At 67.7% G+C, this 25,638-nt stretch carries 26 protein-coding genes; 12 read left to right on the top strand and 14 right to left on the bottom strand.

Annotated elements, in window-relative coordinates:
• Nucleotides 1-104: 104 nt before the first annotated feature.
• Entirely contained in the window at nt 105-2,273 is a 2,169-nt protein-coding gene (locus tag K1Y73_RS09265; RefSeq protein ID WP_225028004.1) for an esterase-like activity of phytase family protein, read from the bottom strand.
• An 83-nt stretch (nt 2,274-2,356) separates the two neighbouring features.
• The gene (locus K1Y73_RS09260) at nt 2,357-3,568 is read right to left on the bottom strand and encodes a M24 family metallopeptidase (protein ID WP_225028003.1); all 1,212 of its coding nucleotides are present in this window, start codon (nt 3,566-3,568) and stop codon (nt 2,357-2,359) included.
• A 221-nt stretch (nt 3,569-3,789) separates the two neighbouring features.
• Between K1Y73_RS09260 and K1Y73_RS09255 the strand changes: the two genes are divergently transcribed.
• A complete protein-coding gene (locus K1Y73_RS09255; RefSeq protein WP_225028002.1) occupies nt 3,790-4,149 on the top strand; it encodes a TFIIB-type zinc ribbon-containing protein in 360 nt (119 codons plus the stop codon).
• Between the two features lie 172 nt (nt 4,150-4,321).
• Nucleotides 4,322-5,314, top strand: a complete 993-nt coding sequence (locus K1Y73_RS09250) for a P1 family peptidase (RefSeq protein ID WP_225028001.1) — start codon at nt 4,322-4,324, stop codon at nt 5,312-5,314.
• A 10-nt stretch (nt 5,315-5,324) separates the two neighbouring features.
• On the opposite strand, the gene K1Y73_RS09245 is transcribed toward K1Y73_RS09250, so the two are convergent.
• The 10 genes from K1Y73_RS09245 to K1Y73_RS09200 all read right to left on the bottom strand — a co-directional run bounded on the left by K1Y73_RS09245 (nt 5,325) and on the right by K1Y73_RS09200 (nt 14,298).
• Nucleotides 5,325-5,765, bottom strand: a complete 441-nt coding sequence (locus K1Y73_RS09245) for a molybdenum cofactor biosynthesis protein MoaE (RefSeq protein ID WP_225028000.1) — start codon at nt 5,763-5,765, stop codon at nt 5,325-5,327.
• Nucleotides 5,766-5,768: 3 nt separating this feature from the next.
• Complete coding sequence (moaD, locus tag K1Y73_RS09240) at nt 5,769-6,014, bottom strand: molybdopterin converting factor subunit 1 (protein ID WP_225028029.1); 246 nt, start codon at nt 6,012-6,014, stop codon at nt 5,769-5,771.
• The gene (gene pgsA / locus K1Y73_RS09235) at nt 6,014-6,679 is read right to left on the bottom strand and encodes a CDP-diacylglycerol--glycerol-3-phosphate 3-phosphatidyltransferase (RefSeq protein ID WP_225028028.1); all 666 of its coding nucleotides are present in this window, start codon (nt 6,677-6,679) and stop codon (nt 6,014-6,016) included. The genes moaD and pgsA overlap by 1 nt, the downstream gene beginning before the upstream one ends.
• A gap of 212 nt (nt 6,680-6,891) precedes the next feature.
• The gene (locus K1Y73_RS09230; protein WP_225027999.1) at nt 6,892-8,208 is read right to left on the bottom strand and encodes a PAS domain-containing protein; all 1,317 of its coding nucleotides are present in this window, start codon (nt 8,206-8,208) and stop codon (nt 6,892-6,894) included.
• Between the two features lie 114 nt (nt 8,209-8,322).
• On the bottom strand, nt 8,323-10,176 hold the full coding sequence (uvrC, locus tag K1Y73_RS09225) for an excinuclease ABC subunit UvrC (protein ID WP_225027998.1): 1,854 nt from the start codon (nt 10,174-10,176) through the stop codon (nt 8,323-8,325).
• 297 nt (nt 10,177-10,473) lie between these two features.
• The gene (locus K1Y73_RS09220; RefSeq protein WP_225027997.1) at nt 10,474-11,247 is read right to left on the bottom strand and encodes an SDR family oxidoreductase; all 774 of its coding nucleotides are present in this window, start codon (nt 11,245-11,247) and stop codon (nt 10,474-10,476) included.
• Nucleotides 11,244-11,423: a hypothetical protein gene (locus K1Y73_RS09215; RefSeq protein ID WP_225027996.1), complete on the bottom strand. Its 180-nt coding sequence runs from the start codon at nt 11,421-11,423 to the stop codon at nt 11,244-11,246. Before K1Y73_RS09215 ends, K1Y73_RS09220 begins: the two co-directional genes overlap by 4 nt.
• Nucleotides 11,424-12,218 carry a S49 family peptidase gene (locus K1Y73_RS09210; RefSeq protein WP_225027995.1) on the bottom strand — a complete coding sequence of 265 codons (795 nt, stop codon included), beginning with the start codon at nt 12,216-12,218 and terminating at the stop codon, nt 11,424-11,426.
• 53 nt (nt 12,219-12,271) lie between these two features.
• Entirely contained in the window at nt 12,272-13,078 is an 807-nt protein-coding gene (locus K1Y73_RS09205; RefSeq protein ID WP_225027994.1) for a glycosyltransferase family protein, read from the bottom strand.
• The gene (locus K1Y73_RS09200) at nt 13,075-14,298 is read right to left on the bottom strand and encodes a glycosyltransferase family 4 protein (RefSeq protein ID WP_225027993.1); all 1,224 of its coding nucleotides are present in this window, start codon (nt 14,296-14,298) and stop codon (nt 13,075-13,077) included. The genes K1Y73_RS09205 and K1Y73_RS09200 overlap by 4 nt, the downstream gene beginning before the upstream one ends.
• Before the next feature lie 220 nt (nt 14,299-14,518).
• Here K1Y73_RS09200 and K1Y73_RS09195 point away from each other — a divergent pair, with 220 nt between their 5' ends.
• The 9 genes from K1Y73_RS09195 (at nt 14,519) to K1Y73_RS09155 (ending at nt 22,200) form a co-directional block, all read left to right on the top strand.
• The gene (locus K1Y73_RS09195) at nt 14,519-15,853 is read left to right on the top strand and encodes an oligosaccharide flippase family protein (RefSeq protein WP_225027992.1); all 1,335 of its coding nucleotides are present in this window, start codon (nt 14,519-14,521) and stop codon (nt 15,851-15,853) included.
• A gap of 63 nt (nt 15,854-15,916) precedes the next feature.
• Nucleotides 15,917-16,480, top strand: coding sequence for a dTDP-4-dehydrorhamnose 3,5-epimerase (rfbC, locus tag K1Y73_RS09190; protein WP_225027991.1), 564 nt, complete (start codon nt 15,917-15,919; stop codon nt 16,478-16,480).
• Nucleotides 16,477-17,517, top strand: coding sequence for a dTDP-glucose 4,6-dehydratase (gene rfbB, locus K1Y73_RS09185; protein WP_225027990.1), 1,041 nt, complete (start codon nt 16,477-16,479; stop codon nt 17,515-17,517). Before rfbC ends, rfbB begins: the two co-directional genes overlap by 4 nt.
• A gap of 9 nt (nt 17,518-17,526) precedes the next feature.
• Nucleotides 17,527-18,312 carry a YdcF family protein gene (locus K1Y73_RS09180; protein ID WP_225027989.1) on the top strand — a complete coding sequence of 262 codons (786 nt, stop codon included), beginning with the start codon at nt 17,527-17,529 and terminating at the stop codon, nt 18,310-18,312.
• Nucleotides 18,312-18,782, top strand: coding sequence for a metal-dependent hydrolase (locus K1Y73_RS09175; protein ID WP_225027988.1), 471 nt, complete (start codon nt 18,312-18,314; stop codon nt 18,780-18,782). The genes K1Y73_RS09180 and K1Y73_RS09175 overlap by 1 nt, the downstream gene beginning before the upstream one ends.
• Nucleotides 18,779-19,633: a dTDP-4-dehydrorhamnose reductase gene (gene rfbD / locus K1Y73_RS09170; RefSeq protein ID WP_225027987.1), complete on the top strand. Its 855-nt coding sequence runs from the start codon at nt 18,779-18,781 to the stop codon at nt 19,631-19,633. The genes K1Y73_RS09175 and rfbD overlap by 4 nt, the downstream gene beginning before the upstream one ends.
• Nucleotides 19,630-20,502 (top strand): glucose-1-phosphate thymidylyltransferase RfbA, encoded by an 873-nt coding sequence (gene rfbA, locus K1Y73_RS09165; protein ID WP_225027986.1) that lies wholly within the window; start codon nt 19,630-19,632, stop codon nt 20,500-20,502. The genes rfbD and rfbA overlap by 4 nt, the downstream gene beginning before the upstream one ends.
• 119 nt (nt 20,503-20,621) lie before the next feature.
• Complete coding sequence (locus K1Y73_RS09160) at nt 20,622-20,789, top strand: hypothetical protein (RefSeq protein WP_225027985.1); 168 nt, start codon at nt 20,622-20,624, stop codon at nt 20,787-20,789.
• A gap of 694 nt (nt 20,790-21,483) precedes the next feature.
• Nucleotides 21,484-22,200, top strand: a complete 717-nt coding sequence (locus tag K1Y73_RS09155) for a sugar transferase (protein ID WP_404819078.1) — start codon at nt 21,484-21,486, stop codon at nt 22,198-22,200.
• Nucleotides 22,201-22,281: 81 nt separating this feature from the next.
• Here K1Y73_RS09155 and K1Y73_RS09150 read toward each other — a convergent pair whose 3' ends face one another.
• Nucleotides 22,282-23,616: a Wzz/FepE/Etk N-terminal domain-containing protein gene (locus tag K1Y73_RS09150; RefSeq protein WP_225027984.1), complete on the bottom strand. Its 1,335-nt coding sequence runs from the start codon at nt 23,614-23,616 to the stop codon at nt 22,282-22,284.
• Nucleotides 23,617-23,619: 3 nt separating this feature from the next.
• On the bottom strand, nt 23,620-24,528 hold the full coding sequence (locus K1Y73_RS09145) for a CpsD/CapB family tyrosine-protein kinase (RefSeq protein WP_225027983.1): 909 nt from the start codon (nt 24,526-24,528) through the stop codon (nt 23,620-23,622).
• A gap of 337 nt (nt 24,529-24,865) precedes the next feature.
• Here K1Y73_RS09145 and K1Y73_RS09140 point away from each other — a divergent pair.
• Nucleotides 24,866-25,638, top strand: a 773-nt coding sequence (locus tag K1Y73_RS09140; RefSeq protein WP_225027982.1) for a glycosyltransferase family 2 protein, incomplete at its 3' end; no start/stop codon positions are given.

The raw sequence follows: 25,638 nt of genomic DNA, 5'->3' as shown, positions 1-25,638 counted from the left end.
GCGCTGCCCAACCCCCTTGGCGTCAAGAGCCGAGATGGCAAATCGAGACAAAAGAACCCCGGGCGTTGCCCCCGGGGTCCAATTGCCAAATCCGAAGGGCAGGCTTAGTCCAGCTTGCCGATCGACCAGAACAGCGTCTCGCCCGAGCTGTCATCGACGCCGTCATTGTCGGTGACGACCCAGCCTTCCCCGGCCGCGTCGATGGCGAACCCTTCGATCTTGTCGACCGCATAGCCATGGGTCACCGCCAGATCAGGCAGGAAGTCATGCACCAGTTCCTTGGCGACGACCGGCAGTTCGCCCCCCAGCTCGGCCGGTTTCAGATCGGCCAGCTTCACCCGGTACAGCTTCTTGGTCGCGGCCTTGCCGGCGATCTGGTTGTCGCGTTCGATCACATAGGCCCAGTCGCCCTTGATCGTCAGTTCCGACAGGCCCATCCAGGCGCCTTCGGCCGGCTGATCCAGCGGGTAATGCACCGCCGCCCAGGCCTTTTCCTCGGGGTCATAGGCCAGAAGCTTGACCAGACCCTTGGGGTCGTCCTGCCATTCGCGCTGCATGGCCAGCCACAGCTTGCCCTCGGCCATGGCGACGCCTTCGAAACCGAAGCGGATTTCATTGTCCAGAAGCGCCTCGGGCAGGGCCACCTGTTCCTTGATCTCGCCCTTGTCGTTGACGTGATACAGCGCATGCGGGATCAGCTTGTCGCTGCGGCCTTCGCTGGCCAGCCAGAAGCCGCCCTTGCCATCGGTGGTGATGCCTTCCAGATCCAGAAGCTGCGCCACATCGCCGCCGCGGGTGATGTCCAGCGCCGCGGTGATCTTGGCCGGCTTTTGCGTGGCGTCGATCGTGTAGATCCGCGGCATCATGCCATAGACGCTGTCCGACACCGCATAAAGCTTGCCCGCGGTTTCCGGATCGGCCGCCAGACCCGACAGGGCGCCCCAGCCGATCAGCGGGTCGGTGCCTTCGCTGGTGATCATCGGATAGGCCGGGGTCCCCTCGGCCAGTTCATACAGCATCACATGCGCCGGCGCGCCGCCGTCTTCGCGCAGATCCGCCTCGTTCGCGGTGGCCAACAGGCCGCGCGCCGGGATCGCCACCATGCCTTCGGGGCTGATGCCCGAGGGCAGAAGCTGCGTCAGCACCGGATTGGCCAGATCGGTCAGGTCATAGACCGCAACGATCGAGGCGCGTTCCGAGGCGACGAAGAGATAGGGCTTGTCGCCGAAGGTTGCGACTTCGACCGATTCCAGCTCGGCGCCCTTCTTGTTGCGGTGTTCGGGGTAATGGCCGATGGCGGCAATCGCCAGTTCCAGCGACGGGCCGCTTTCGTAGACAACCGTGCCGTCCTTGTTCCAGATGGTGAAGCTGCGCGAGCCGCCCTTCCAGTCGCCTTCATTCGCGGCGACGAAATGGTCGGTGTCGATCCACTTCACCCCATCGGGTTCGCGCGCGACGCCTTCCATCTTGCCGGTGAAATCCAGCTTGCCGTTCTTCTTGGTATCGACGCCGTCCAGATCGACCGTGCCGGCCGAGAACTGGCGGGCCACCGCCCCATCGGCGCCGATCACCACGAAAGCGTTGTTTTCCTGCAGGCTGACGACGATCTCGCCCGCGTCATTGATCGAGACGAATTCGGGTTCCGGATCCTCGCCCGCCACGTCGGTCAGGCCGGTCACGTCGATCTTCTGCAGGCCCGCGCAATCCAGCGCGCCATCCGTCACCGGCAGCTTGACGACAAACCCCGCCGGCATCTGCGGCAGGTCGCCATCGTTCACCTCTTCGTCGCGCTCATTCTCGATCGCCACGGCGATGAAACGGCCATCGGGCGATTTCGCCACCGAATCCGGCTGCCCGCCCAGATCGCATTCCGCGACCACCTTCTTCGCCGCGATGTCGATGGTCACCAGCTTGCCCGACGGGTTGGTGTAGCTTTCCGAGGTGTTCACCCCGGCAAAAGCCAGCCCGCCATCCACGACCGTGGTCGTCGGCTCGCCGCCAACGTCGATATTGCCCAGGGGCTTCGGCGCCTTCGGGTCGGTGATATCGACCAGCCCGATCACCCCAAGCGGGCTGTCGGAATACAGAAGCGTCATCCCGTCTTCGGTGACAGTGATGATCTCGGCGCTGGTCGGACGGGCACGGTCCTCGCCCTCGGCCATATTGTCGGGCGTCGCGAAAGCGGCAATCCGGTTGAACACCATCTCGGCCTGCGCGGGCATGGCAACCGCCAGCGCAAGGGTCGAGGTCAGGCAGGCGGCACGAAGACGCATGGTCCATTCCTTCGGTCGGTTGAATCGGGCCGAGGAATGGCCGCCGCCCGTATCAGCCGGGCGACGGTTTGATGACGGTTTTGCTACGTCAGGATGTTGAAGCCCGGGCCATAGGGATAATGGGTCAGATCATCGGCCCCGTCCTCGGTGATGACCAGGATGTCATGCTCGCGATAGCCGCCGGCCCCGGGCTGGCCCTCGGGGATGGTCAGCATCGGCTCCATCGAGATCACCATCCCCGGTTCCAGCACGGTGTCGATATCCTCGCGCAGCTCCAGCCCGGCCTCGCGGCCATAGTGATGGCACAGCAGCCCGAAGGAATGGCCATAGCCGAAGGTGCGGTATTGCAGCAGGTCGCGCTCGGCCAGGAAGGCGTTCAGCTGCGCCGTCACGCCCGAACAGCTGGCGCCGGGCTTCAGCAGGCTCATCCCATATTCATGCGCGGCGATATTCGCCTCCCAGATCTTCAGGCTGGCCGGGTCGCAGTCGCCCAGAAACAGCGTGCGCTCCAGCGCGGTGTAATAGCCCGAGATCATCGGAAAGCAGTTCAGGCTTAGGATATCGCCCCGCTTCAGCGCCCGGCTGGTCACCGGATTATGCGCGCCATCGGTATTCGGCCCCGACTGGAACCAGACCCAGGTGTCGCGATATTCCGCATCGGGAAAGCGCTTGGCGATCTCGCGCTCCATCGCGTCGCGGCCGGCGATGGCGATCTCCAGCTCGGTCGCGCCCAGACCGATCGCCTCGCGGATCGCATAGCCGCCGACATCGGCGACGTTGCAGCCGTGCTGGATCAGCGCGATCTCGGCCTCGGACTTGCGCATCCGCTGCTCCATCGTCGCAGGCGAGATATCCATGCCGCGCTTGGGCTGCAGGAAGGCATTCAGCTTTTCGGCCCGCTCCATCGTCAGGTGATCCGCCTCGCAGCCAATCGCCTTGCCGGTGCCGGTGATGCCGGCGATGACGCGCCAGAAATTGTCGCGCGTCCAGTCGGTATAGGTGATGTTGTCGGCGATGGACCGGCGCCAGGGCTGGCCCGCGTCGATCCCGGCCGAAACGGTGATGCATTCGGTCGGGGTCACCACGCAGGCATAGGGCCGCCCGAAGCTGAGATACAGAAAGCCCGAGTAATAGGCGACATTCTGCATCGAGGTCAGGACGACGGCGTCCAGCCCATGCAGCTCCATCACGTCGCGCAGGCCGGCCAGCCGGTCGTGATATTCCTCATCGGCAAAGGGCAGCACGCCCTTGGCGCCGCCATTGTGGAAACGGTAGGATTCGGGACGGTTCGTCATATCAGACCCCATGGGACGGGGCCATGACGGACCCCGAAAGGTCCCGGCGTACAGGACGGCAAGCGGCGTCAGCCACGGGCGTAGGGGGTTGCCCCCTGCGTCGACGCCATCGCCGCAGCCCGACCCGACCATGCCGGCTTGCGGCTTTTCGCGCAAGGGGTTGCCGCGGCGCTTTTCGCCCCCATCTCGGGATGCACGCGCAAGCACAGGAGAGTTCAAGCATGCAATGCCCGGTGGATGGCGAGACGCTGGTGATGGCCGATCGCAACGGCGTCGAAATCGACTATTGCCCGAAATGCCGCGGGGTCTGGCTGGATCGGGGCGAATTGGACAAGATCATCGACCGCGCCGCCGCCCCGGCCGCGCCATTCGCGCCATTCGCACCGGTCGCCCCGACCGCGCCGGTGCAGCCGGCCGCGCCCCGCGCCTCGGCCCCGGTCTACCAACCCGAACCGCGCGATCCGCGCCGCGACGAGGACCGCCGCGACGAACGCCGCCGCTACAAGGACGATGACGACGACGATCATCGCTACAAGCGCAAGCGCAAGGACAGTTTCCTGTCCGATCTCTTCGACTTCTGACCTACCCCCTTCCTCTCTGCAAAAATATCCTGCGGGGAGGTCCGGAGGGGTGCAAAACCCCTCCGGGGCCCGCAACAGGCATCCCGCTCGGGGCAAGGCGGATTTCCCCTTGCCCTTCCGGGCGCCGGGGCCAAGCATAAGGCCCTGCAATCAGACACAGGGGCAGGCACATATGCGGCCGGGAAAGCGCAATCTGATCACCGATGTCGCGGGGCTTCTGGTTGGCAATGCCCAGGATGCCGGGCTGCGCTCGGGCGTAACCGTGCTGACCGCCGCGCAGCCCTTCACCGCCGCCGTGCAGGTGATGGGTGGCGCCCCCGGCACGCGCGAGACGGATCTTCTGGCGCCCGACCGCATGGTGCAGCAGGTCGATGCGTTGGTCCTGTCGGGCGGATCGGCCTTTGGGCTGGCCGCCTGTGACGGGGTGGCGGCCGGGTTGCGCGCGGCGGGGCGCGGCTTTGCCGTCGGGCCGGCACTGGTGCCGATCGTGCCCGGCGCGATCCTGTTCGATCTGCTGAATGGCGGGGCGAAGGACTGGGCCGACAACCCCTATCCGGCGCTTGGCCGCGCGGCACTGGCCGCGGCGGCCGCGGATTTCGCCCTTGGCACCGCGGGCGCCGGCTATGGCGCGATGACCGGCGCGCTGAAAGGCGGGCTCGGTTCGGCCTCTTGCATTCTGCCCTCGGGGATCACCGTCGGCGCGCTGGTCGCGGTGAATGCCTTGGGCGAGGCCTGCCAGGGCGACGATGGCCAATTCTGGGCCGCGCCCTTCGAGGAGGCGGCGGAATTCGGCGGCCGCGGCCCGGCGCCGGTCACGCCGCTGGATGCGCCCCTGCCGATGAAACGGCTGGGCGAGGCCACGACCATCGCCATTGTGGCGACCGATGCGGCGCTGACCAAGACCCAGGCGCATCGCATGGCGGTGGCCGCGCATGACGGGATGGCACGGGCGCTGGTGCCGTCGCATACGCCCTTGGATGGCGATCTGGTCTTCGCCGCGGCGACCGGCCAGCACGCGCTGCAGGATCCGGTTCGCGACCCCTACCAGATCGGCCATGCCGCCGCGACCTGCCTGGCCCGAGCCATTGCGCGCGGCGTCTTCCTGGCGCGCAGCCAGCCCGGCGATCTGCAACCCAGCTGGCACAGCCGCTTCGGTCAGGCCTAGGCGCCAGGGCCTACCAGCGGGTCAGCGCGGCCTCATCCGCATCGCGCGCCGCGACCCATTCGGCCCCATCGGCGCCGAATTCCTTCTTCCAGAACGGCGCCCGGGATTTCAGGTAATCCATCAGGAATTCGGCCGCGGCAAAGGCCTCGGCCCGGTGACGTGCGGCGGTCGCGACCATCATGATCGCCTCGCCCGGCAGCAGCCGACCATGGCGATGGATCACCAGCGCATCCTCAAGCGCCCAGCGCGCCTGCGCCTGATCCATCATCGCCCCGATCGCCTTTTCGGTCATGCCCGGGTAATGCTCGATCTCCATCGCCGACAGCTGGCCGGCATTGTCGCGCACCAGCCCGGTGAAGGTGACCACCGCCCCCGCCCCCGCCTGCGCTTCGGCAAAGGCCTGCGCTTCGGCGCCCAGTGCGAAAGGCTCGGCCTGAAGGCGCAGCCGCATCGCCTAGCCCCCGGTCATCGGCGGAAAGAAGGCCACTTCGCGCACCCCCGCCAGCGGCGCGTCGAAGGACGACAGCTCTTGATCCAGCGCCACCCGCACCGAGGCCAGATCGGCAAAGGCCAGGGCATAGCGGTCCTCGCGGGCCGAAAGCTCGGCCACCAGATCGGCAACCGTGGCGGCCGCGGTCTCAACCCGCTCACGCGGCAGGCCGATCCTTTCGCGCAGCCAGGCGAAATACAGCACCTCGATCACGGCTCTTCCCTCAGATGCGGCAGGGATTTGCGGAAATATTCCCAGCCCGTCCAGGCAGTCAGCGCCGCGGCCAGCCAGATCAGCACCAGCCCGACATGGTTCGCGGTCGAGGCGCAATCCTGCCGGCCGCAGGCGCGGATCGGGTCGACCGTGCCGGCCACCACCGCCTGGGCATATTGCTCGGGCGTCATGCCCTGCATCGCGACGCCGTTCAGATATTCCAGCCCGGTGCCCAGGAACAGCGCGGCAATCGCCACCATCTGCGCCGTGGTCTTCCACTTGGCCAGCTTCGTCACCTTGAGCTGCACCGTCTTGCCGCCCAGAAACTCGCGCAGGCCCGAGACGAACACCTCGCGAAACAGGATGATCGTCGCCGGCAGGATCAGCCAGGGATTCATGCCGTTATAGCCGGTGATCACCATGATCGCGATCACCACCATCGCCTTGTCGGCGATCGGATCCAGCATGGCGCCGAATTTCGATTCCTGCTTCCACAGCCGGGCCAGATAGCCGTCGAACCAGTCGGTGATCGCGGCGCCGACGAACAGGGTCAGCGCGAACCAGTCGGCCCAGGGGCGGTGAAAATACAGAAACATCACCGCCACGCCCGGGGCCGCGAGAAGACGCAGGAACGTCAATGTATTGGGAATGTTCCACACCATGGCGCATTGGTAGCCCATGCGCCCCTGCGGGGAAAGAGGGCCAAGACGCCGCAGCGCAGCACCGCTGATGCAGCACGCCGGTCCCGCCCCCCTTCGCCCGCGGCCCGTCGCTGCCGCGGCCCGCAACAAGTCGCGGCCCTGGGGTCATGCCGCCGTCAACCGCCCCTTTCCTGCCCCCGCGCCTATGCTGCACCGGGGTGCGGGCGGGCCGGTCACTGGGCGGCATAGACCTGCGGCTCCGACCCGGCCTCGGCCGCATCGACTTCGGCCAGCGCCTCGGCCGCGGCGGCGGAACTGCCGCGGCGGAGCGAGGCGAGCCCGGCCGTGATCGCGAAGGTCTGTTCCATCAACCGCTTCAGCGTTTCCGAGATCGACCCCTGCACCTCGTCGATCCGGTCGATCGTGGCGGTCAGCGCGGCCTGGCTTTCCGCCGATTTCCGGCTTTCGACCCGGGCCAGGATACGGATCGTGTCCAGCCCCAGGATCATCCGCCGCAGATCGACCGAGGCCTCGTTCAGTTGCGCGGCCAGGGTTTCGGCCTCGCGCAGCGCGGCCTGGGCGCGACCAAGCGAGCTGCGCATGACATCGGTCAGCTTCTGCAGTTCGATCCGGCGTTCCTCGCCGGTATAGCCATTGTTGGTGCGGTTGGAGTTCTGCGCCAGTTCGCCCTGCAGCCGCGCGCAGGCGGTCAGGATCAGGCTGTGGCGCACCGCCACCGCCATGCGGCCGCAGATATTGCCCTTGCCCGAAACGATGCCCGACAGGCGGCGGGCAATTTCCTCGGAGGCGAGCTTGTAGTTCACCGAGATCTGGCTGATCGGCCCGCCCTGCGGTTCCAGCCGTGCCGCGACCAGCCGCATGTTCACCGGCAGAAGCACCAGATCGCCGAATTGCGCCACCAGCCGCGACTGTTCGGCCAGCGCCTCGTGCAGCAGGGCCAGAAGCGAATCAAGCGCCTCGGTCTGGGCATCGGGGGGGCGGCGCAGGGCGCGGTCGCGCGCGCGGATTTCCAGCGCCAGCGCATGGGCCGCGAAAGCGTGGTAATCGGCATGGCCCAGCTGCGCCAGCCGATCCAGCAGCCGCTGCGACGAGGCTTCGGGCGACAGGCCTTCATTGCGCTCGCCCGCCACCAGATCGGCATAGATGCCGCGCATCGTGGCGAAAAGGTCGGTCGAGGGGCGCATGCGGACCGAGAAATAGCCGCCCTCGCAGGGGATGGCGGCGGCAAGAACCCAGTAATAGCCGCTGTTCACATTGCGGTTGCGCACATAGCCCACCGCCGGTTCGCCCGATTTCAGCATCGACCAGAACAGGTGGAAGAAGCCTTTCGGCATTTCCGGGTGGCGGATGACGCGATGCGGAGAGCCGATCAATTCGCGCCAGGGCACGCCCGACAACCGCTCGAACACGTCATTGCCCGACACGATCACCCCGCGCGGATCGGTACGGGAATAGATCAGCTCGTCGAAACCATAGATCAACTCACTGCCTTCGGAGTGAAGACTGGGCTTGGGGCTGGGTGCCGACATGTATCACCTTCTGCATTGCGCATGTCTTTGTCGCGCAGGATGCTTACCGAACCCTTAGGGACGGCCGGACTTTCGGCATTTTAGAAACTTGTCGGCGGCCCGGTCGCGGTGGACTCAGTCGCGGTGGAAGTAGTTGTACACCGTCTCGGCCATGGCGGCCGAGATGCCGTCGACCGCCATCAGATCGGGCAGGGCGGCCCGGCTGACCGCCTTGGCACTGCCGAAATGCGCCAGAAGCGCGCGTTTGCGCGCAGCCCCCACGCCCGGGATGTCATCCAGCGGCGTGGCCGAGACGGCCTTGGCGCGCTTGGCGCGATGGGCGCCATTGGCCCAGCGATGCGCCTCGTCGCGCAGGCGCTGGATGAAATACAGCACCGGATCATTGCGCTGCAGCGCAAAGGGCCGCTCGCCCGGACGGTGGAATTCCTCTTTCCCCGCGTCGCGGTCGATGCCCTTGGCCACGCCCACGATCGGCACATCCTCGACCCCCATCTCGGCCAGAATGCCGGCCACGGCCGAAACCTGCCCCGCACCGCCGTCGATCAGCAGAAGATCGGGCCAGGTGTCGCCCTGGCGGTCGGGATCTTCCTTCAACAGCCGGTCGAAGCGGCGCATCAGCACTTCGCGCATCATGCCGAAATCGTCGCTGTTCGCCCCGGCTTCCGAGCGGATGTTGAACTTGCGGTATTGCGATTTCAGGAAGCCTTCCGGCCCCGCCACGATCATGCCGCCCACCGGGTCGGCGCCCTGGATATGGGCGTTGTCGTAAACCTCGATCCGCTGGGGCGGGCCGTCCAGGTCGAAGGCCTCGGCCAGCCCGGCCAGCAGCTTGGCCTGGGTCGAGGTTTCGGCCATGCGCAGCGCCAGGCTTTCGCGGGCGTTGCGCGCCGCGTTTTCCACCAGTTCCGCCTTCTCGCCCCGCAGCGGCACGGCCAGTTCCACCTTGCGCCCGGCCCGCGCCGACAGCGCCTCGGCCACCAGATCGGGGTTTTCCACCGGATGCGACAAGAGGATCAGCCGCGGCGGATCCTTGTCGTCATAGAACTGGGTCAGGAAGGCTTCCAGGATCTCGGGTTCCTCGGCGCCCGACCCCGTGCGGGGATAGAAGTCGCGATTGCCCCAGCTTTGATTGGCGCGGATGAAGAAGACCTGCACGCAGGCCTGGCCATGGTCCAGATGCAGCGCGATCACATCGGCCTCGGCCACGCCGCGCGGGTTGATGCCCTGCGCCGTCTGCACCGCCGTCAGCGCCTTGATCCGGTCGCGCAGCGCCGCGGCGCGTTCGAATTCCATCGCATCGCTGGCCTCGGCCATGGCCTTGGCCAGATCGGCCTGAACAGAGGTCGACTTGCCCTGCAGGAAACGCTCGGCATCGGCGACCAGATCGGCATAATCCGCCTCGCGGATGCGGCCCACGCAGGGCGCCGAACAGCGCTTGATCTGGAATTGCAGGCAGGGCCGGGTGCGGCTTTCGAACATCGGGTCCGAGCAGTTGCGCAGCAGGAACACCTTCTGCAGCTGATTCAACGTGCGGTTCACCGCCCCCGCGCTGGCGAAGGGGCCATAATAGCTGCCCTTTTCCTTCTTGGCGCCGCGATGCTTCTTGATCTGCGGATAGGCGTGGTGCTTGGCGATCAGGATATTCGGGAAGGACTTGTCATCCCGCATCAGCACATTGTAGCGCGGCTTCAGCTGCTTGATCAGGTTCTGTTCCAGCAGCAGCGCCTCGACCTCGGTCCTGGTGGTCAGGAACATCATCGAGGCCGTTTCGTGGATCATCCGCGCGATCCGCGCCGAATGGCCGGTGCCGCGGGCATAGTTCGACACCCGCGCCTTCAGGTTCCGCGCCTTGCCCACGTAAAGCACTTCGGAGGCTGCGTTCAGCATCCGGTAGACCCCGGGCGAGGAGTCGAGATGGCGGAGGTAACCGGCGATCACCTCTTGCCCGCTGCGGGGGCTGTCGGTCATGCGAATTGAGCCATTCCGAATGTCGCGATTCTGCCCCCTCGCTGCACCGAACCGGGCCCGGGGGCAAGAGCAAAGCTGTCCACGGAATCTGTGGACAAGTCTGCGGAGAAGATTTCGCCAGCGCCCGATTTCCGTTGTTTTCGGGCTGTTTCGGTAGATTGCCTAAAAATTAGGCCAAAAATGAAGGCATTGATTTCATTGGAAAGATTCTTATCCATAAGACAAACGCTTGAGTTTCAAGGCCTTTTTGTAACGGGTTGGTGAAGAGCGGGCCAAAGGTGGACAACTTGGCCGCGGCTACTCGACGCCCAGCACATCCGGGGTCTGCCAGGCCAGGTGCTGGCCGCCATCGACGGCGATCATCTGGCCGGTCACGGCGGGGCTGTCGAGGAAGAAGCCCAGCGCCGCGGTGATATCCGCCGGGTTGGCGCCGCGGCCCAAGGGGGTGGCCGCACGCTGGCGGGTGAAATGCGTCTCGCTTTGCCGCGCGCCCTGCAGGGTGGGCCCCGGGCCGATGGCGTTCACGCGCACATGCGGGGCCAGACCCTGGGCCGCGCTGCGGGTCAGCGCCCAAAGGCCCATCTTGGCGATCGTATAGGTGGAAAACTCGGGCGTCGGCTTCCAGACCCGCTGGTCGATCATGTTGACGATCAGCCCGCGCGCCAGCGGCTCGCCCGCCGCATCGGGCAGGGCCTGCGGGCATTGCCGGGCGAAGCCCTGCGTCAGCACATAGGGCGCGCGCAGGTTCGATTCCATATGCCGGTCCCAGCCCCGGCGGGTGGCGGTGTCGATCCGGTCATATTCGAAGATCGAGGCATTGTTGACCAGCACGGTCAGCGGGCCCAGCGCCGCCGCGGCGCGGGGCAGCAGCGTCTCGACCTGGGACTCGTCGAGAAGGTCGGCCTGCAGCGCAACCGCCTGACGGCCCAGCGCGCGGATTTCATCCACGACCGCCTGCGCCTCGGACTCTGAGCTGGAGTAATGCACCGCCACGTCATGGCCGCGCTGCGCCAGATACAGCGCCATCGCCCGGCCCAGCCGCCGGCCCGCCCCGGTGACCAGCGCCGTCATCGGCGCCCCCTGCAGGAACAGGGGCCCTTGCCGATCAAGGGCTTGCCACAACTGCGGCAGGCGGTTGCGCGGCGGCGGCGGCCCAGAAGGCCGGGCCGGTCGGGAAACAGCAGCTTGCCCAGCATGCCGACCAGCGCCATGGCCAGCAGAAAGACGAGGATGACCTTGATCAGCATCTACAGCCCGTATCGCGCCCAGAGCGCCCGATCTTCCACCGCCGCAACCGCGCTGTCCACCAGCGAAAGCCCCAGCCGCTGCATCAGCCCGCGCCGCTGGCCCAAAGGCAGCAGCCGGACCTTGGGCCCGTACAGTTCCATCAGCTTCGGCTTCAGATGGCCGATCCCGTCGATCAGCCCCAACGCCTGCGCCTGCCGGCCGAGCCAGACATCGGCATTGAACAGATCGGCCGTCGCATCCAGCCGCGCCCCCCGCCGCGCCTTGACCTGGGCGATGAAGATTTCGTGCAAGGGTTCAATCAGCGCGCGGATCCGGGCCAGATCGGCCTCGGTCTGCGGCTTGAACGGATCGGCCAGGCTTTTCGACCGGCCCGCCGTCTGCACCCGGCGTTCGACCCCCAGCTTCGCCAGCGCCTCGGGAAAGCCGAAGCCCGCCGAAATCACCCCGATCGAGCCAAGAAGCGAACTTTCATCGGCCCAGATGTCATCGGCCGCCGTGGCCAGCCAATAGCCGCCCGAGGCCGCCACATCCTCGACAAAGGCATGGACGGGGATCTTCTTCTCATCGGCCAGCCGCCGGATCCGCGCCGCGATCAGGCTGGATTGCGCGGGCGAGCCGCCGGGCGAGTTGATCGCCAGCGCCACCGCCACGGGCTTGCCGCGCGAAAAGGCGCGTTCGATCACCGGGGCCAGGGCGGCATCTGACAGGGACCGCGCACCCATGCCGATCGTGCCTTGCAGGCGGATCACCGGGACGACGGGGGGCTTGGGCAGGAAGGGGATGAGGCGGCGCATGGGCCAGAGGTAAGCCCTGCCCCGCCCCGCGGCAAGCCCGGGCTGCGCGGCGGTCAGGGCGCCGGGACCGAAGCGGTCAGATCGGCCCAGCCGCAGCGCGCGGCCAGCGTCTCGACCGGGGTATCCGTGCCCACCGCCATGCCGGCGCGGAAATCGCGCGATCCGCGGGCGCGCCAGCGGTCGCGCAGCAGGTGCAGGCCCGAGCGGCTGATCTTGGTGATGGGAGAGCGCAGCGGCAGGGCATCGCGCCATTTGCGCTGCAGGAAGCGGTAGCATTCGGCGAAATCGTCGCCCAGCGCCTCGTGATAGCGGTCATTATGGACGGTGGGCAGCGCCCCGGCCCAGGCGCGCAATCCCCGCGCGCGGGCCTGGGCCACGATATCGGTGCCGTAGAAATGCCAGCCGGGCAGCGCCTCGTCCCAGCTTAGCCCCGAGCCGCGGCGCAGCACGATCAGCAATTCGTCATAGCTTTGCACCTGCACCGGCGCAGGCGGCACCCGGCCGACGATCTGGCCCAGCGAAGATGACCAGACCGGCCCGACATGCGCCGCATCCAGCCCCACGCCAAAGGCGCCGAACAGCGCCCAGTCCGGGTCCTGCGCCGCGACCTCGGTCAGCCGCGCGGCCAGAAGCGTCTCCCATCCCGGCGGCAGATAGACATCGTGATGCGCGAAGATCACCACCGGCGCCGTGGTCGCGGCCAGCGCGCGGTTATAGGCCGTGGCAGCCGAGGGCGCGCCGGTCTCGACCCGCAGGGGCAGCGTTTGGGCGCAGGGCGAGCGGGCCAGGTTGGCGGCCAGGATCGCGTCGGAATGGCTGGCGCAGGCCAGGGCGAAATCGGCGGGGGAATAGCGGGTCATGGCCGCCCGCCCGAGGCGAAAAGCCCGGCCAGATCCTCGGCCAGGCGGGTGATGTCATGCTGCGCCATCACGGCGGCGCGGGCATTGCGGCCCATCTCGGCCAGCCGCGCGCGCGGCAGGGCCGCCGCCGCGACGATGGCCTGGGCCAGCGCCTGCGGATCGCCCGCCGCCACCAGCCAGCCGGTTTCGCGGCTGACCAGTTCCGGCACGCCCATGATCGCCGAGGCAATGGCCGGGCGGCCGGCGGCAAAGGCCTCCATCACCACCATCGGCAGGCCCTCGGCGAATGAGGGCAGCACCAGCACATGCGCGGCGGCCAGACGGGCGCGGACATCGGCCTCTTCCAGCCAGCCGGTCAGCGTGACATGCGCGCCGATCCCGGCCCCGGCGATCTGGCGTTCGATCAGCGGGCGGAACGGGCCCTCGCCGATCAGGGTCAGATGCAGGTCGGGCACGGCGCGCAGCGCCTGCGGCAGCGCCTCGACCAGCAGGGGAAAGCCCTTCTGCTCGGCCAGACGACCGATCGCCACCAGCTTCAGCGGCCCCTCGGGCAGGGGTTCGGGTTCGGGGAAGCGCCAAGGCTCGATCCCGCAATGCACGACATGGATCCGGTCCCAATGGCCGACATCCACCCAGCGGCACAGCTGCGCCCGGCCATAGGACGAGATCGCCACGGTGAACTCGGCCCGCGCCACCTTCAGGGCCAGCGAATGGGCGCGGGGGGCATCGAATTCCTCGGGGCCATGGACGGTGAAGGAAAAGGACAGCCCGCCGATCTCGGCTGCCAGCATGGCGACGGTGGCGGAATTGGTGCCGAAATGCGCATGGATATGCGGCAGCCGGTCTTCATGGCAGCGCCGCGCCAGCTGCGCGGCTTCCAGCCAATAGACCAGATGCCGAAGCCGCCCGCCGGTTCCGGGCGCCCCGCCGGCCCCCCGCGCCCCGCAGGCCAGCGCCAGCCGCAGCGCGCGGAAGGCCGCGGCCGGGCGTTTCGCGGCAAAGGGCAGCGCCGTGCGCGCCAGCCGCCACAGGCCCGGCTTCAGCAGATGTTCGGTGCGCGAATCCTCGGCGATATCGGCCGGATCGACCAGCCGCGCCCGGTCTGACCGCAGCGCAAAGCGGTGGATCTGCCAATCCATCCGCTCAAGCGCCTGAATCTCGCGCCGGATGAAGGTCTGCGAGGGCAAGGGATAGGTGTTGACGAGATAGGCAAGTTTCACGAGCAGAGGCTTTCGCGGGGCAGCGCGGGGCCAGCATCGGTTGCGGTGGGGCGGACTGGCAAGGGGGAAGCACCGGGGACACCGCATCCGGTTGACGGGCGTTGCCGCAAAGCCTTAGCTGACAACGCCTCTGGCGGCGCCGGGGGTTTCACACCCCCGGACCCCCGTGGGATATTTCTGCAGAGAGGAAGAGGCGGGCGCACGGGGCATGGCACGGGGCATGGCACAAGGCGGGCTGCATCGCCGGGCATTAAGCGGCGGGGCGCTGACGGCGGGGTCTTACGCCGTGACCCAGGCGCTGCGGCTGGGGTCGAACCTGGTGCTGACGCGGCTTCTGTTCCCCGAGGCGTTCGGGGTCATGGCGCTGGTCTCGGTGGTGCTGGTCGGGCTGGCGATGTTTTCCGATACCGGCATTGGCCCCGCGATCAGCCGCAGCCCGCGCGGCGACGCGCCCGACTTTCTGGACACGGCCTGGACGATCAATGTCCTGCGCGGGGCGCTGCTGTGGCTATTGACCTGCGCCTGTGCCTGGCCGGTGGCGCGGCTGTACGGCGCGCCCGAACTGGCGGCTTTGCTGCCGGCGGCGGGGCTGACGCTGCTGATCGCGGGCTTCAACCCCACCCGAATCGACACGGCGAACCGGCATCTTCTGCTGGGACGGCTGACCGCGCTGGACCTGCTGGCCCAGGTGATCGGCATTGCCGCGATGGTCGTGCTGGCCTGGACGATGCGCAGCGTCTGGGCGCTGGTTCTGGGCGCGCTGATCGGATCGGCCGCGAAGCTTGTGCTGTGCTGGGCCTTCCTGCCGGGCCCTGCGAACCGCTTTCGCTGGGACAGCTCGGCCGCGGCCGAGCTGGTGCAGTTCGGCAAATGGATCTTCCTGTCCACCGCCTGCGGCTTTCTGCTGTCGCAGGGCGACAAGGCGATCCTGGGCGCCTATCTGAACCTGGCCGATCTGGGCATCTACAATATCGGTTATTTCCTGGCCTCGTTCCCCATGCTGCTGGCAGGCCAGGTCGTGGCGCGGATCATGATTCCCTTGTATCGCGACCATCCGCCCGCCGCCTCGGCGCAGAACGCGCGGCGGCTCAGCCGGCTGCGCTTTGGCCTGTCGCTTTCGGTGCTGGCGCTGCTGACGGTCATGGCGCTGGCCGGGGGGCCGGTGGTGCGGCTTCTCTATGATGACCGCTATCTGGCGGCGGGCGTGCTGGTGACCGCCATCGCCATGGCGCAGATGCCGGGGGTGATCGGCATGACCTATGACCAGTCGGCCCTGGCCGCGGGCGATGGGCGCGGCTATTTCCTGCTGATCGCCGCCAAGGCGGGGCTGCAGACCCTGGCCTTCCTGGCCGGTGCCGAACTGGCGGGGCTGGGCGGGGCGCTGCTGGGCCAGGGAATCGCCCTGGCGCTGGTGCATCCGCTGATCGCGCGGCTGGCCTGGCGGCATCGCGCCTGGGACATGCGCCACGATCTGGCCCTGGGCGCGCTGACGCTGCTGCTTCTGGCCGCGCTTGGCCTGCTTTACCGACAGGATCTTGCCACCTTGACCCCTTAGCCCCTGTGCCCGCCGTTCGTTCTGCGCTAGGAGCGGTGGCACGTTCGCTTTCCGGTGCCCGACATGCAGATTGACCCGACCGCCCTTCCCGAAGTTCTGATCCTGACCCCGCGCCGCTTTGGCGATGCCCGCGGCTGGTTCATGGAAACCTACAATGCCACCCGCATGGCCGAGGCCGGGATCGACATCGCCTGGGTGCAGGACAACCAGTCCTTCTCGGCCGCCAAGGGCACCTTGCGCGGCTTGCATTACCAGCGCCCGCCCCATGCGCAGGACAAGCTGGTGCGCTGTTCGCGCGGCGCGATCCTGGATGTGGCGGTGGATTTCCGCGCCGGATCTCCGCGCTTCGGGAAATGGGTCGGGGTCGAGCTTTCGGCCGAGAACGGCCGGCAGTTGCTGGTGCCGAAGGGCTTTCTGCATGGCTTCGTCACCCTGACCGACGACACCGAAGTGCAATACAAGTGCAGCGATGTTTACGCGCCCGATTGCGACGGCGCCGTGCGCTGGGACGATCCGCAGATCGGGGTGGATTGGGGCATCGCCGCCCCCGTCCTGTCCGACAAGGACCGGAACGCCCCGCTTCTGGCCGAGGCACCGCGGCCTTTCACCTGGGAGGGCGGCAAATGAAGCTTCTGGTCACGGGGGGCGCGGGCTTCATCGGCTCGGCGGTGGTGCGGCTTGCGGTCGGGCGCGGGCATGAGGTGGTGAACCTTGACGCGATGACCTATGCGGCCTGCGCCGAAAACGTGGCGCCGGTTGCGGGCTCGAACCTCTACAGTTTCGAGCAGGCCGATATCCGCGACCGCGCGGCTTTGGACCGGGTCTTTGCCACCCATCGCCCCGATGCGGTGATGCATCTGGCCGCGGAAAGCCATGTCGACCGGTCGATCGACGGGCCTTCGGATTTCATCGAGACCAATATCACCGGCACGTTCAACATGCTGGAAGCCGCCCGCGCCTATTGGACGCGCGAAGGCCGGCCCGAAGGGTTCCGCTTCCACCATATCTCGACCGACGAGGTCTTCGGCTCGCTGGGCGCCGAGGGGCAGTTCACCGAAGTGACGCCCTATGATCCGCGCAGCCCCTATTCGGCCTCGAAGGCGGCCAGCGACCATCTGGTGCGGGCCTGGCACGAAACCTACGGCCTGCCGGTGGTGCTGACCAATTGCTCGAACAATTACGGCCCCTATCACTTCCCGGAAAAGCTGATTCCGGTGGTGATCCTGAACGCCATCCATGGCCGCGACATCCCGGTCTATGGCAAGGGCGAGAATGTGCGCGACTGGCTGTATGTCGAAGACCATGCCGATGCGCTGCTGCTGGTGGTGCAGAAGGGCACGGTCGGGCGCAGCTACAATATCGGCGGCGAGAATGAACGGCGCAACATCGACCTGGTGCGCACGATCTGCGCGCTTCTGGACGAGATGAAGCCCAAGGATCAGGGCAGCTATGCCGATCAGATCCGCTTCGTCACCGACCGGCCGGGCCATGATGCGCGCTATGCGATCGACCCCGCGCGCATCCGCGACGAACTGGGCTGGCGGCCCAGCGTGACGGTGGAAGAAGGCCTGCGCCGCACCGTGCGCTGGTATCTGGACAACGAGGCCTGGTGGCAGCCGCTTCTGGCGCGCCAGGGCGTGGGCGTGCGTCTGGGCAAGGGCTGAGCCGGCTTGATGCTTGAAGATCTGTTCTTCATCGCCTCGAAGACCGTGGGCATGCTGGCCCGGGTGGAAAGCTGGCTGCTGATCCTGCTGGCCCTGGCCCTGCTGGCGGCCTGGCGCGGGCGGATGCGCGCCACCCGCGCGCTGCTGACGGCCGGTTTCCTGGCGCTGCTGGCGCTGACGGTCTTTCCCCTGGGCACGCCGCTTCTGGCCGCGCTGGAACGCCAATATCCACCCAATCCGCCCCTGCCCGATCATGTCGACGGGATCATCGTGCTGGGCGGCGCCGAGGATACCGGCGCCTTCACGCGCTGGGGCGTGACGGGGATGAATGCCGGGGGCGAGCGGATGACGGCCGGGGTCGAACTGGCCCGCCGCTACCCGCAGGCGAAGCTGATCTTTACCGGCGGCACCGCCAGCCTGATCTACAGCGACGCCCATACCATCCCGTCACGGATGACCAAGGCGCTGTGGCTGGCCCTGGGCGTGCCCGAGGCGCAGATCGTGCTGGAAGACCGCTCGCGCAATACGGCCGAGAACGCGATCTTCACCCGCGACCTGATCCAGCCGCAGCCGGGTCAGGTCTGGCTGCTGGTGACCAGTGCCTGGCACATGCCCCGGTCGATGGAGACGTTCCAGCGCAATGGCTGGACCGGGCTGGTGCCCTGGCCGGTCGATTTCCGCTCGGCCGGGCAGACGTTCCGGATGGAGTGGCGGCTCGACGACCATCTGCAAGAGGCGGATGTGGCGCTGAAGGAATATCTCGGGCTTCTGGCCTATCGGATGGCGGGGAAATAGTGCTGACCGCGCATCTTCCCTCGGGCTATGTGCTGGGGCGGCTGATGCCGCGACGCGTGGCCGCGGTGATGGGGGCAGCGCTGGTCGGGGCGATGCTGCCCGATCTGGACATGATCTGGTTCCATTTCGTCGATGCCGGCAAATGGCACCACCATGTCTATTGGCCGCATCTGCCCTGGGTCTGGGCGGTCGCCGCGCTTGTGGCGCTGCCGCTTCTGGCCTGGCGCGGGCTTCTTGTGCCGGGACTGGCCTTCTTCGCCGCGATCTTCCTGCATCTGGCGCTGGACACGATCGCCGGCGGCATCGCCTGGGCCGCGCCCTTCGATACCACCCTTTATGCGCTGGTCACCGTCCCGGCGCGCTACAGTCACTGGGTGATCTCATTCCTGCTGCACTGGACCTTCCTGCTTGAGGTTGCGATCTGGATCTGGGCGGCAGCTTTGTTCCTTGGCAGGAGGCGTGCTGCATGAAGCTGCTGGTGTTCGGAAAGACGGGTCAGGTGGCAACCGAGTTGGCGCGGCGGCTGCCTGTGGGCGTCACGGCGCGGTTTCTGGGCCGCGACGCGGCGGATCTGGCCGATCCCGCCGCCTGTGCCGCGGCGCTGATCGCGGCCGAATGCGATGCGGTGATCAATGCCGCCGCCTGGACCGCGGTGGACAAGGCCGAAACGGACGAGGCGGCCGCGCTGGTGGTGAATGGGGCAGCCCCGGCCGCCATGGCGCGTGCCGCGGCGGAAAAGGGCGTGCCCTTCCTGCATGTTTCGACCGATTACGTCTTCGACGGCACAGGCCAGGCGCCATTCCAGCCCGACAGCCCGACCGGCCCGATCAATGCCTATGGCCGCACCAAACTGGCCGGGGAACAGGGTGTCCGCGCGGTGGGGGGCACACATCTGATCCTGCGCACCAGCTGGGTCGTCTCGGCCCATGGCGCGAACTTCGTGAAAACCATGCTGCGCCTGGGGCGCGAACGCGCCAGCCTGAACGTGGTCGATGACCAATGGGGCGGCCCCACCCCGGCGGCCGCCATCGCCGATGCGCTGCTGACCGCCGCCGCCGCGCTGGCCGCAGGCGCCCCGGGCGGGACACATCACTTTTCCGGCGCGCCCGACACCACATGGGCCGAGTTCGCACGCGCGATCATGACGCGCGCCGCCCTGCCCTGCCGCATCAACGACATTCCAACCACCGACTTCCCCACCCCCGCCCGGCGCCCCGCCAATTCCCGGCTGGACTGCAGCGCCTTTGCCGCGGCTTTCGGCGTGGCGCGGCCCGATTGGCGGGCAGGTCTGGACGACATTCTCAAGGAGCTTTCGGCATGAAACGGAAAGGCATCATCCTGGCCGGCGGGACCGGCAGCCGGCTTTGGCCGATCACCATGGGCGTCTCGAAGCAGCTGCTGCCGGTCTATGACAAGCCGATGATCTATTTCCCGCTGTCGACCCTGATGCTGGGCGGCATCCGCGAGATCGCCATCATCACCACCCCCGACGACCAGCCGCAGTTCCGCCGGCTGTTGGGCGATGGCAGCCAATGGGGCCTTTCGTTCGAATGGATCATCCAGCCCAGTCCCGACGGGCTGGCGCAGGCCTATGTCCTGGCCGAGGATTTCCTGGCCGGCGCGCCTTCGGCGATGGTTCTGGGCGACAACATCTTCTTCGGGCACGGCCTGCCCGAGATGCTGGCCACCGCCGATGCCCGCGATCAGGGCGGTTCGGTCTTCGGCTATCACGTCGCCGATCCCGAACGCTACGGCGTGGTGGCCTTTGACGCGCAGGGCCGGGTCAGCGCCATTGTCGAGAAGCCGCAGCATCCGCCGTCGAGCTTTGCGGTGACCGGGCTTTACTATCTGGACGGCCGCGCCCCGGCGCTGGCGCGCGGCATCAAGCCCTCGCCCCGGGGTGAATTGGAGATCGTGGACCTGCTGGAGGTCTATCGCGCCGAGGGCAGCCTGCAGGTGGAACGCATGGGCCGCGGCTTTGCCTGGCTGGACACCGGCACCCATGCCAGCCTGCTGGATGCCGGCAATTTCGTGCGCACGCTGGAAGAGCGGCAGGGATTGCAGGTCGGCAGCCCCGACGAGATCGCCTTCCGCCAGGGCTGGATCGACGCCGCCGCACTGGAAACCCGCGCCCGGCTGTTCGGCAAGACCGCCTATGGCCGCTATCTGGGCGCCGTCGCCCACGAATAGGCCGCCCGCGGAAAGGCTTTATTCACAAAACGGATGCAAAGCTGCAATTCAGGGTGGAAAAGCCATCGATTCGTGATCAATATATCTCCTGAGGAGAGTTGGAGGGGGATCATTCGCCTATGATGGGGGGTATCCTGTTCTCGGCAGTCGGCGCGGGGGTGCTAAGCCTTGGGGTTTCGCTTCTGTCCGGGCATCCGCTGCTGGTTTCGCTGGGGCTGTACAGCCTTGCCGGCTGCTGCGGCATCCTGGCCTATGCGCTGCAAACCCTGACCCCGGACCGGGCCTGAGTTCGGCATCCGACGCCAGGCCCCAGGCCTGACGCCCGTAGGACCGTCGCCGGCTTGCCCTTCGGGCCAAGCAAGCGGGACCGGGCCGTTGATTGGCACCGTGGTGTCGGGGCCTGATCCAGCCTGTCGGCCCGACCGGGACGGAGGCACGGGAGGAAGGCGCGCGTTTGCCCCGCCGGCCCTACCGCTTTGCCGGGAAGGCCTTCCGTTACATCCAGACATCGCGGCGCCGGTCGCGGTGCATCGGGCTGCTGCCAGGCCCCTGTCACGGACCCTGCCCGGCCCGCGGCCATCGTTTCCAGATGCAAGACAGTCGGACCACCCGCGGATCAGCCCGCCTTTGCGCCTGCCCACAGCAAATCCGAAAAATTGCGCGCGAATCAGAACTCTTCGCAGGATTGCGGCGAAAATTAACCATTCAATCCTGAATTGAATTGCGCCTTCCGGCTGTTTTGCGCTGGGGGGAAAAACGCGATCTTGTGATCAAAAATGGCTTAAATAAGGCGAAGGCATGGCAGGCGCCATAGCCAAGACCCAAGGCAATTGCGTAAAATGATCCTTGGGGGCGTTCTAACCGAGTGCCAAAAATGTGCTGCAAATTTCGTGTTTTCCAGGCGACCTGCGCTCATTCAGCGGCGGTCGGTCGGCCCGTTCTGGCCGATCAACAGCTCGGATTGTTGGTAGGCTGCTGACAATGACTCTTACATTGCCCGAGTTTTCGGTCGGTGCCGGCATGGGCACACCGATCAAGGATCAGATTGGTGATCCGACACCCCAGATGGTTGCCACGGCGCCCCGGCGCTTTGGCCTCTATCGCCGCGTTTTCAAGCGCTTGCTGGATGTCTCGCTGGTTCTGGCCGCGGCGCCGATCGTGCTGCCCATGGTGGCGGCGCTGGCCTGCGGCGTGGCCCGCGACGGCGGCAAGCCCTTCTATGTGCAGGAACGGCTGGGCCGCAATGGCCGCAGCTTCCGCATGTGGAAGCTGCGCAGCATGGTGACCGAGGCCGACCAGCGGCTGGACGATTACCTGGCCGCCCATCCTGCGGCGCGGGCGGAATGGGACCTGACCCAGAAGCTGAAAGACGACCCGCGGATCACCCCGTTCGGCACCTTTCTGCGCCGCAGTTCGCTGGATGAATTGCCGCAGCTCTGGAACGTGCTGAAAGGCGACATGAGCCTGGTGGGACCGCGCCCGATGATGGTCAATCAGCGCGAGATGTATCCGGGCACCGCCTATTTCGTGCTGCGCCCCGGCGTCACCGGCTATTGGCAGACCGCGGGCCGCAACCGCACCACCTTCGAGGCGCGCGCCGAATATGACGCGGCCTATGAGGCGGATCTGACGATGGTGACCGATCTGCGGATCCTGACCCGGACCGTGGGCGTCGTGCTGAAGGGCACCGGCTACTGACGCCCCGCCACAGGACCGGAGCATGAAAAAAGCCCGCCGGATCCCGGCGGGCTTCTTTCGTTCGGGGCCCGGGGGCCAGGATCAGACCAGTGCCGCGGCGGCCAGCAGGCCCAGCGTCAGCCCGCCCGTCAGAACCAGAAAGCCCGGCAGCGCCAGGGCCTTCTGCCGCAGCGCCCGCGCCGCCGCAGCGGCCCGGTTGCCGCGCCGGCGCTTGCCCGGCAGCGACAGTTCGGGCAGGGCGATCACCGGGCGCAGGCCCATCTGCCGCTCCATCTGCGCGCTGGTGCGCACCACCGGCTGCATCAGGTCGCGCAGGAAGGCCAGCACGAAGGCGCCCATCACACTGGCCATCGCGCCCGCCAGAAACAGCTTCTTGCCGCTGGAGCCGGTGGGCGATTGCGGCGCCACCGCGCGGTCCAGCAGCGCCAGCCTCTCGCCCTGCTGCCGTTCGGCCAGGCGCAGATCGGTTTCCGCCGCCCCCCGCTTGACCTGCATCGCATCCAGACTGTCGCGCGCCTGATCCAGCTGGCGTTGCAGCGCCGAAAGCCCGCGCTCGTCTTCGGGCGCCGCCGAGGCCGCGGCCTGCAAGGCGCCGCGGCGGGTCTGCAGCGCGGTCTTCTGCTCGGTCAGGACGGCGATCTGCCGGTCCAGATCCTGAAGCCGGCGTTGCTCGGTGGCGCGCAGGTCGCGCCGCGCCGCCAGCTGGCGCTGTTCTTCGACCAGGGCCACCAGATCCTGCTCGATCGCGCGCAGATCGGTCTCGATCCCGCTGATCTCGTCGCGCCGCACCTCGGCCGCATCGGGCAGCGCATCGGGATGGTCGCGCTTGAAATCGGCCAGCGCCGCTTCCAGCCGCGCCACTTCGGCCGCCAGCCGGTCTTCCTCTTCGCGGTAGAAGGCCAGCGTGTCCTGCGCCCGGGCCAATTGCCCCGAGGCCGCCAGGTCCAGGACCCCCTGCGCCAGATCATTGGCGATGCGCGCGGCCTTTTCCGGGTCGCCATCGCGGGCCGAGATGATGATCGCCGAAATCTGCGCGGGCTGGCCATAGCTTTGGTTCCCCGCCGTCGCCACCCCGTCGAACGAGATCGAGGAAAGCAGCAGCGCCGTCTTCTGTTCGTCGCTCAGCCCCGGATGATCGGCATAAAGCCCGTGCCGGTCGATCATCGCCAGCAGGGCCTCACGCGTGGTCAGCCGCTGCTGGATCGTCTGCAACACCTGGGCCGAGCCGCCCGCCCCCGCCTCGCCGCCGATCTGCGCGCCCTGGGCCTGGATCACCGCCGTCGCCTCGAAAACCGCGGGGCGCATCTGCGCCAGCAGGGCCGACAGCAGAATGCCGATCGCCGCGACCAGGATGATCTGCAGCTTGCGGCGCGACAGGAAGTTCAGCAGGTCTTCGATCGACTGGATCTGTCCCATGGCCTAGCCCCGCCCCCGCCCGGCCAGCCGCAGCCGCTGCGCGAAGCTGCGGCGGAGCGCGCGGTCCTGCGCGCGGTTCAGCACAACGCCCAGAATCGGAATGCGCCCCTCGAACAGCCGCTCGGTCTGGGCGATCTCGTCGGGCGTGGTGGCGGTGCCATCGGTGACCAGCAGCACCGCATCGACCTGGCCCGCCAGCGACAGGACATCGTCAAAGGCCAGCGCGGGCGGCGTATCCAGCACGATCACATCGGGTTGCAGATAGTCGCGCAGCGCCTCAAGCGCGCGGGCGAATTCCGGGTCCTGGATCACCTCGGCCGCGCGCGGCACAGGCGTGCCATTCGGCGCCAGCGCCAGATTGCGGCCAAAGCGGCGGAACTGGCTTTCCATCGGCTGCTCGCCCATCAGGAAATCGACCAGCGCGCCGGGCGCGTCGATGCCGAACAGCCCGGCCAGCGCCGGCGCGCGCAGGTCCAGATCCATCAGCACCGTGCGGCACGAGGGCAGGCGCGACAGGGCCAGCGCCAGATTGGCCGCGACCAGGCTTTTGCCGCAGCCCGCCGTGGGCGAGGTGACCGCAAGACGCGTCCAGCCATGCTTGGCCATGGCCTGCAGCACCCGGGTGCGCAGCATGTCGAAAATCTGCGCCGCCGGTTGCTGTTCGCTTTCTGCGAACAGTCCGTTTCCGGCCAGAAAAGCCGCATCCGGGCGGATCCCGCCCAGCGATTCCCAGACCCGGGCCGGGTTGAACGGCGCCAGCGACAGCGCGCTTGGCAGGATCTCGCGGCCGGTCTTCTGGTCCAGCGTGACAGGGCGCACCCCTTCGGGCTGGCCGGGGCGGAACAGCGGAACATGGCCCGCGCGCGGGCGCCCGCTGGCCGGTCTCGGGTCGTCCTGATCAAGCCCCGACATCAGAAAACGCCCCTCATCTTGTGGTTCAACAGAGAACGCCCCCAAGATATTGTGTCCGTCCATCATCCCCGCGGGCCCCTGCCACAGCGCGCCCTCGCAGGAAGGCGCGGTGAAAACCAACACCGCCCGAAGGCGGAACACATCCGAAAGGGGTGCGTTTCCGGTCCGTGCGTGCTTGCGCAGCGGATCCAGGCGCAGGTCCATCCGGGCCCCCGCCCGAGGCTTTCAATTAGCAGAAATCGCTTGAAAAAGGAAGGCTCGGGCCGGCAGGCGCCGCAGTGCGGCGCGGCCGGTCTGGCCCGTAGAAATCCGCGCCAAGGCCGGCTAGGATCGGGCCATGCCGCCCGCCGCAGCCCCCCTGTCGCCGATGATCGAAGCCGTCGCCATCGGCCGGAACGAGGGCGCGCGGCTGCAGGCCTGCCTGATGTCATTGCAGGCCCAGGTCGGGCGGGTGATCTATGTCGACAGCGGCTCGACCGACGGGTCGGTGGCGCTGGCCCAGGCGCTGGGGGCCGAGGTCGTGGCGCTGGACATGACCCTGCCCTTCACCGCGGCGCGGGCGCGCAATGCTGGGCTGGCGCGGGTCTCGGGCGGGGCGGAGTTCGTGCAATTCGTCGATGGCGATTGCGAGCTGCAACCGGGTTGGGTCGCCGCGGCGCTGGCGGCCTTTGCCGCCCATCCTGCCGCGGTGGTGGTCTGCGGCCGCCGGCGCGAGCGTCATCCGGGCGCCAGCCTGTGGAATCGGCTGGCCGATCGCGAATGGGATACGCCCGTCGGCCGGGCCAAGGCCTGCGGCGGCGATGCGCTGATGCGGGTGGCGGCGGTGCGGGCGCAGGGCGGCTATCGCGAGGATCTGATCGCCGGCGAGGAGCCGGAGCTGTGTCTGCGCCTGCGCGGCGCCGGGGGCGAGGTCTGGCGGATCGACGCCGAGATGACCCTGCATGACGCGGCGATGACCCGGATCTCGCAATGGGCGCGGCGCACGGTGCGGGCGGGCCATGCCTTTGCCGAGGGCGCGGCCCTGCACGGCGCCCCGCCCGAGCGGCATTGGGTGGCCGAGACGCGCCGCGCGCTGCTCTGGGGGGCGGTTCTGCCGTTGGTCGCGCTGGC

This window comes from Xinfangfangia pollutisoli (genome assembly GCF_020179405.1).
Taxonomy (GTDB): domain Bacteria; phylum Pseudomonadota; class Alphaproteobacteria; order Rhodobacterales; family Rhodobacteraceae; genus Pseudogemmobacter; species Pseudogemmobacter pollutisoli.
This window is presented reverse-complemented; position numbering and strand designations above follow the sequence as displayed.

Bases quoted from the DNA above. Each gene is read 5' to 3' on its own strand.
- K1Y73_RS09210 (WP_225027995.1), bottom strand. From the start codon at position 12,218: ATGCGCCGCCTCATCCCCTTCCTGCCCAAGCCCCCCGTCGTCCCGGTG.
- rfbC (WP_225027991.1), top strand. From the start codon at position 15,917: ATGCAGATTGACCCGACCGCCCTTCCCGAAGTTCTGATCCTGACCCCG.
- K1Y73_RS09230 (WP_225027999.1), bottom strand. From the start codon at position 8,208: ATGTCGGCACCCAGCCCCAAGCCCAGTCTTCACTCCGAAGGCAGTGAG.
- K1Y73_RS09205 (WP_225027994.1), bottom strand. From the start codon at position 13,078: ATGACCCGCTATTCCCCCGCCGATTTCGCCCTGGCCTGCGCCAGCCAT.
- K1Y73_RS09195 (WP_225027992.1), top strand. From the start codon at position 14,519: ATGGCACAAGGCGGGCTGCATCGCCGGGCATTAAGCGGCGGGGCGCTG.
- K1Y73_RS09255 (WP_225028002.1), top strand. From the start codon at position 3,790: ATGCAATGCCCGGTGGATGGCGAGACGCTGGTGATGGCCGATCGCAAC.
- uvrC (WP_225027998.1), bottom strand. From the start codon at position 10,176: ATGACCGACAGCCCCCGCAGCGGGCAAGAGGTGATCGCCGGTTACCTC.
- K1Y73_RS09265 (WP_225028004.1), bottom strand. From the start codon at position 2,273: ATGCGTCTTCGTGCCGCCTGCCTGACCTCGACCCTTGCGCTGGCGGTT.
- K1Y73_RS09160 (WP_225027985.1), top strand. From the start codon at position 20,622: ATGATGGGGGGTATCCTGTTCTCGGCAGTCGGCGCGGGGGTGCTAAGC.
- K1Y73_RS09155 (WP_404819078.1), top strand. From the start codon at position 21,484: ATGACTCTTACATTGCCCGAGTTTTCGGTCGGTGCCGGCATGGGCACA.
- K1Y73_RS09220 (WP_225027997.1), bottom strand. From the start codon at position 11,247: ATGACGGCGCTGGTCACCGGGGCGGGCCGGCGGCTGGGCCGGGCGATG.
- K1Y73_RS09180 (WP_225027989.1), top strand. From the start codon at position 17,527: ATGCTTGAAGATCTGTTCTTCATCGCCTCGAAGACCGTGGGCATGCTG.
- K1Y73_RS09145 (WP_225027983.1), bottom strand. From the start codon at position 24,528: ATGTCGGGGCTTGATCAGGACGACCCGAGACCGGCCAGCGGGCGCCCG.
- K1Y73_RS09260 (WP_225028003.1), bottom strand. From the start codon at position 3,568: ATGACGAACCGTCCCGAATCCTACCGTTTCCACAATGGCGGCGCCAAG.
- K1Y73_RS09150 (WP_225027984.1), bottom strand. From the start codon at position 23,616: ATGGGACAGATCCAGTCGATCGAAGACCTGCTGAACTTCCTGTCGCGC.
- rfbB (WP_225027990.1), top strand. From the start codon at position 16,477: ATGAAGCTTCTGGTCACGGGGGGCGCGGGCTTCATCGGCTCGGCGGTG.
- K1Y73_RS09215 (WP_225027996.1), bottom strand. From the start codon at position 11,423: ATGCTGATCAAGGTCATCCTCGTCTTTCTGCTGGCCATGGCGCTGGTC.
- rfbA (WP_225027986.1), top strand. From the start codon at position 19,630: ATGAAACGGAAAGGCATCATCCTGGCCGGCGGGACCGGCAGCCGGCTT.
- K1Y73_RS09250 (WP_225028001.1), top strand. From the start codon at position 4,322: ATGCGGCCGGGAAAGCGCAATCTGATCACCGATGTCGCGGGGCTTCTG.
- K1Y73_RS09245 (WP_225028000.1), bottom strand. From the start codon at position 5,765: ATGCGGCTGCGCCTTCAGGCCGAGCCTTTCGCACTGGGCGCCGAAGCG.
- rfbD (WP_225027987.1), top strand. From the start codon at position 18,779: ATGAAGCTGCTGGTGTTCGGAAAGACGGGTCAGGTGGCAACCGAGTTG.
- pgsA (WP_225028028.1), bottom strand. From the start codon at position 6,679: ATGGTGTGGAACATTCCCAATACATTGACGTTCCTGCGTCTTCTCGCG.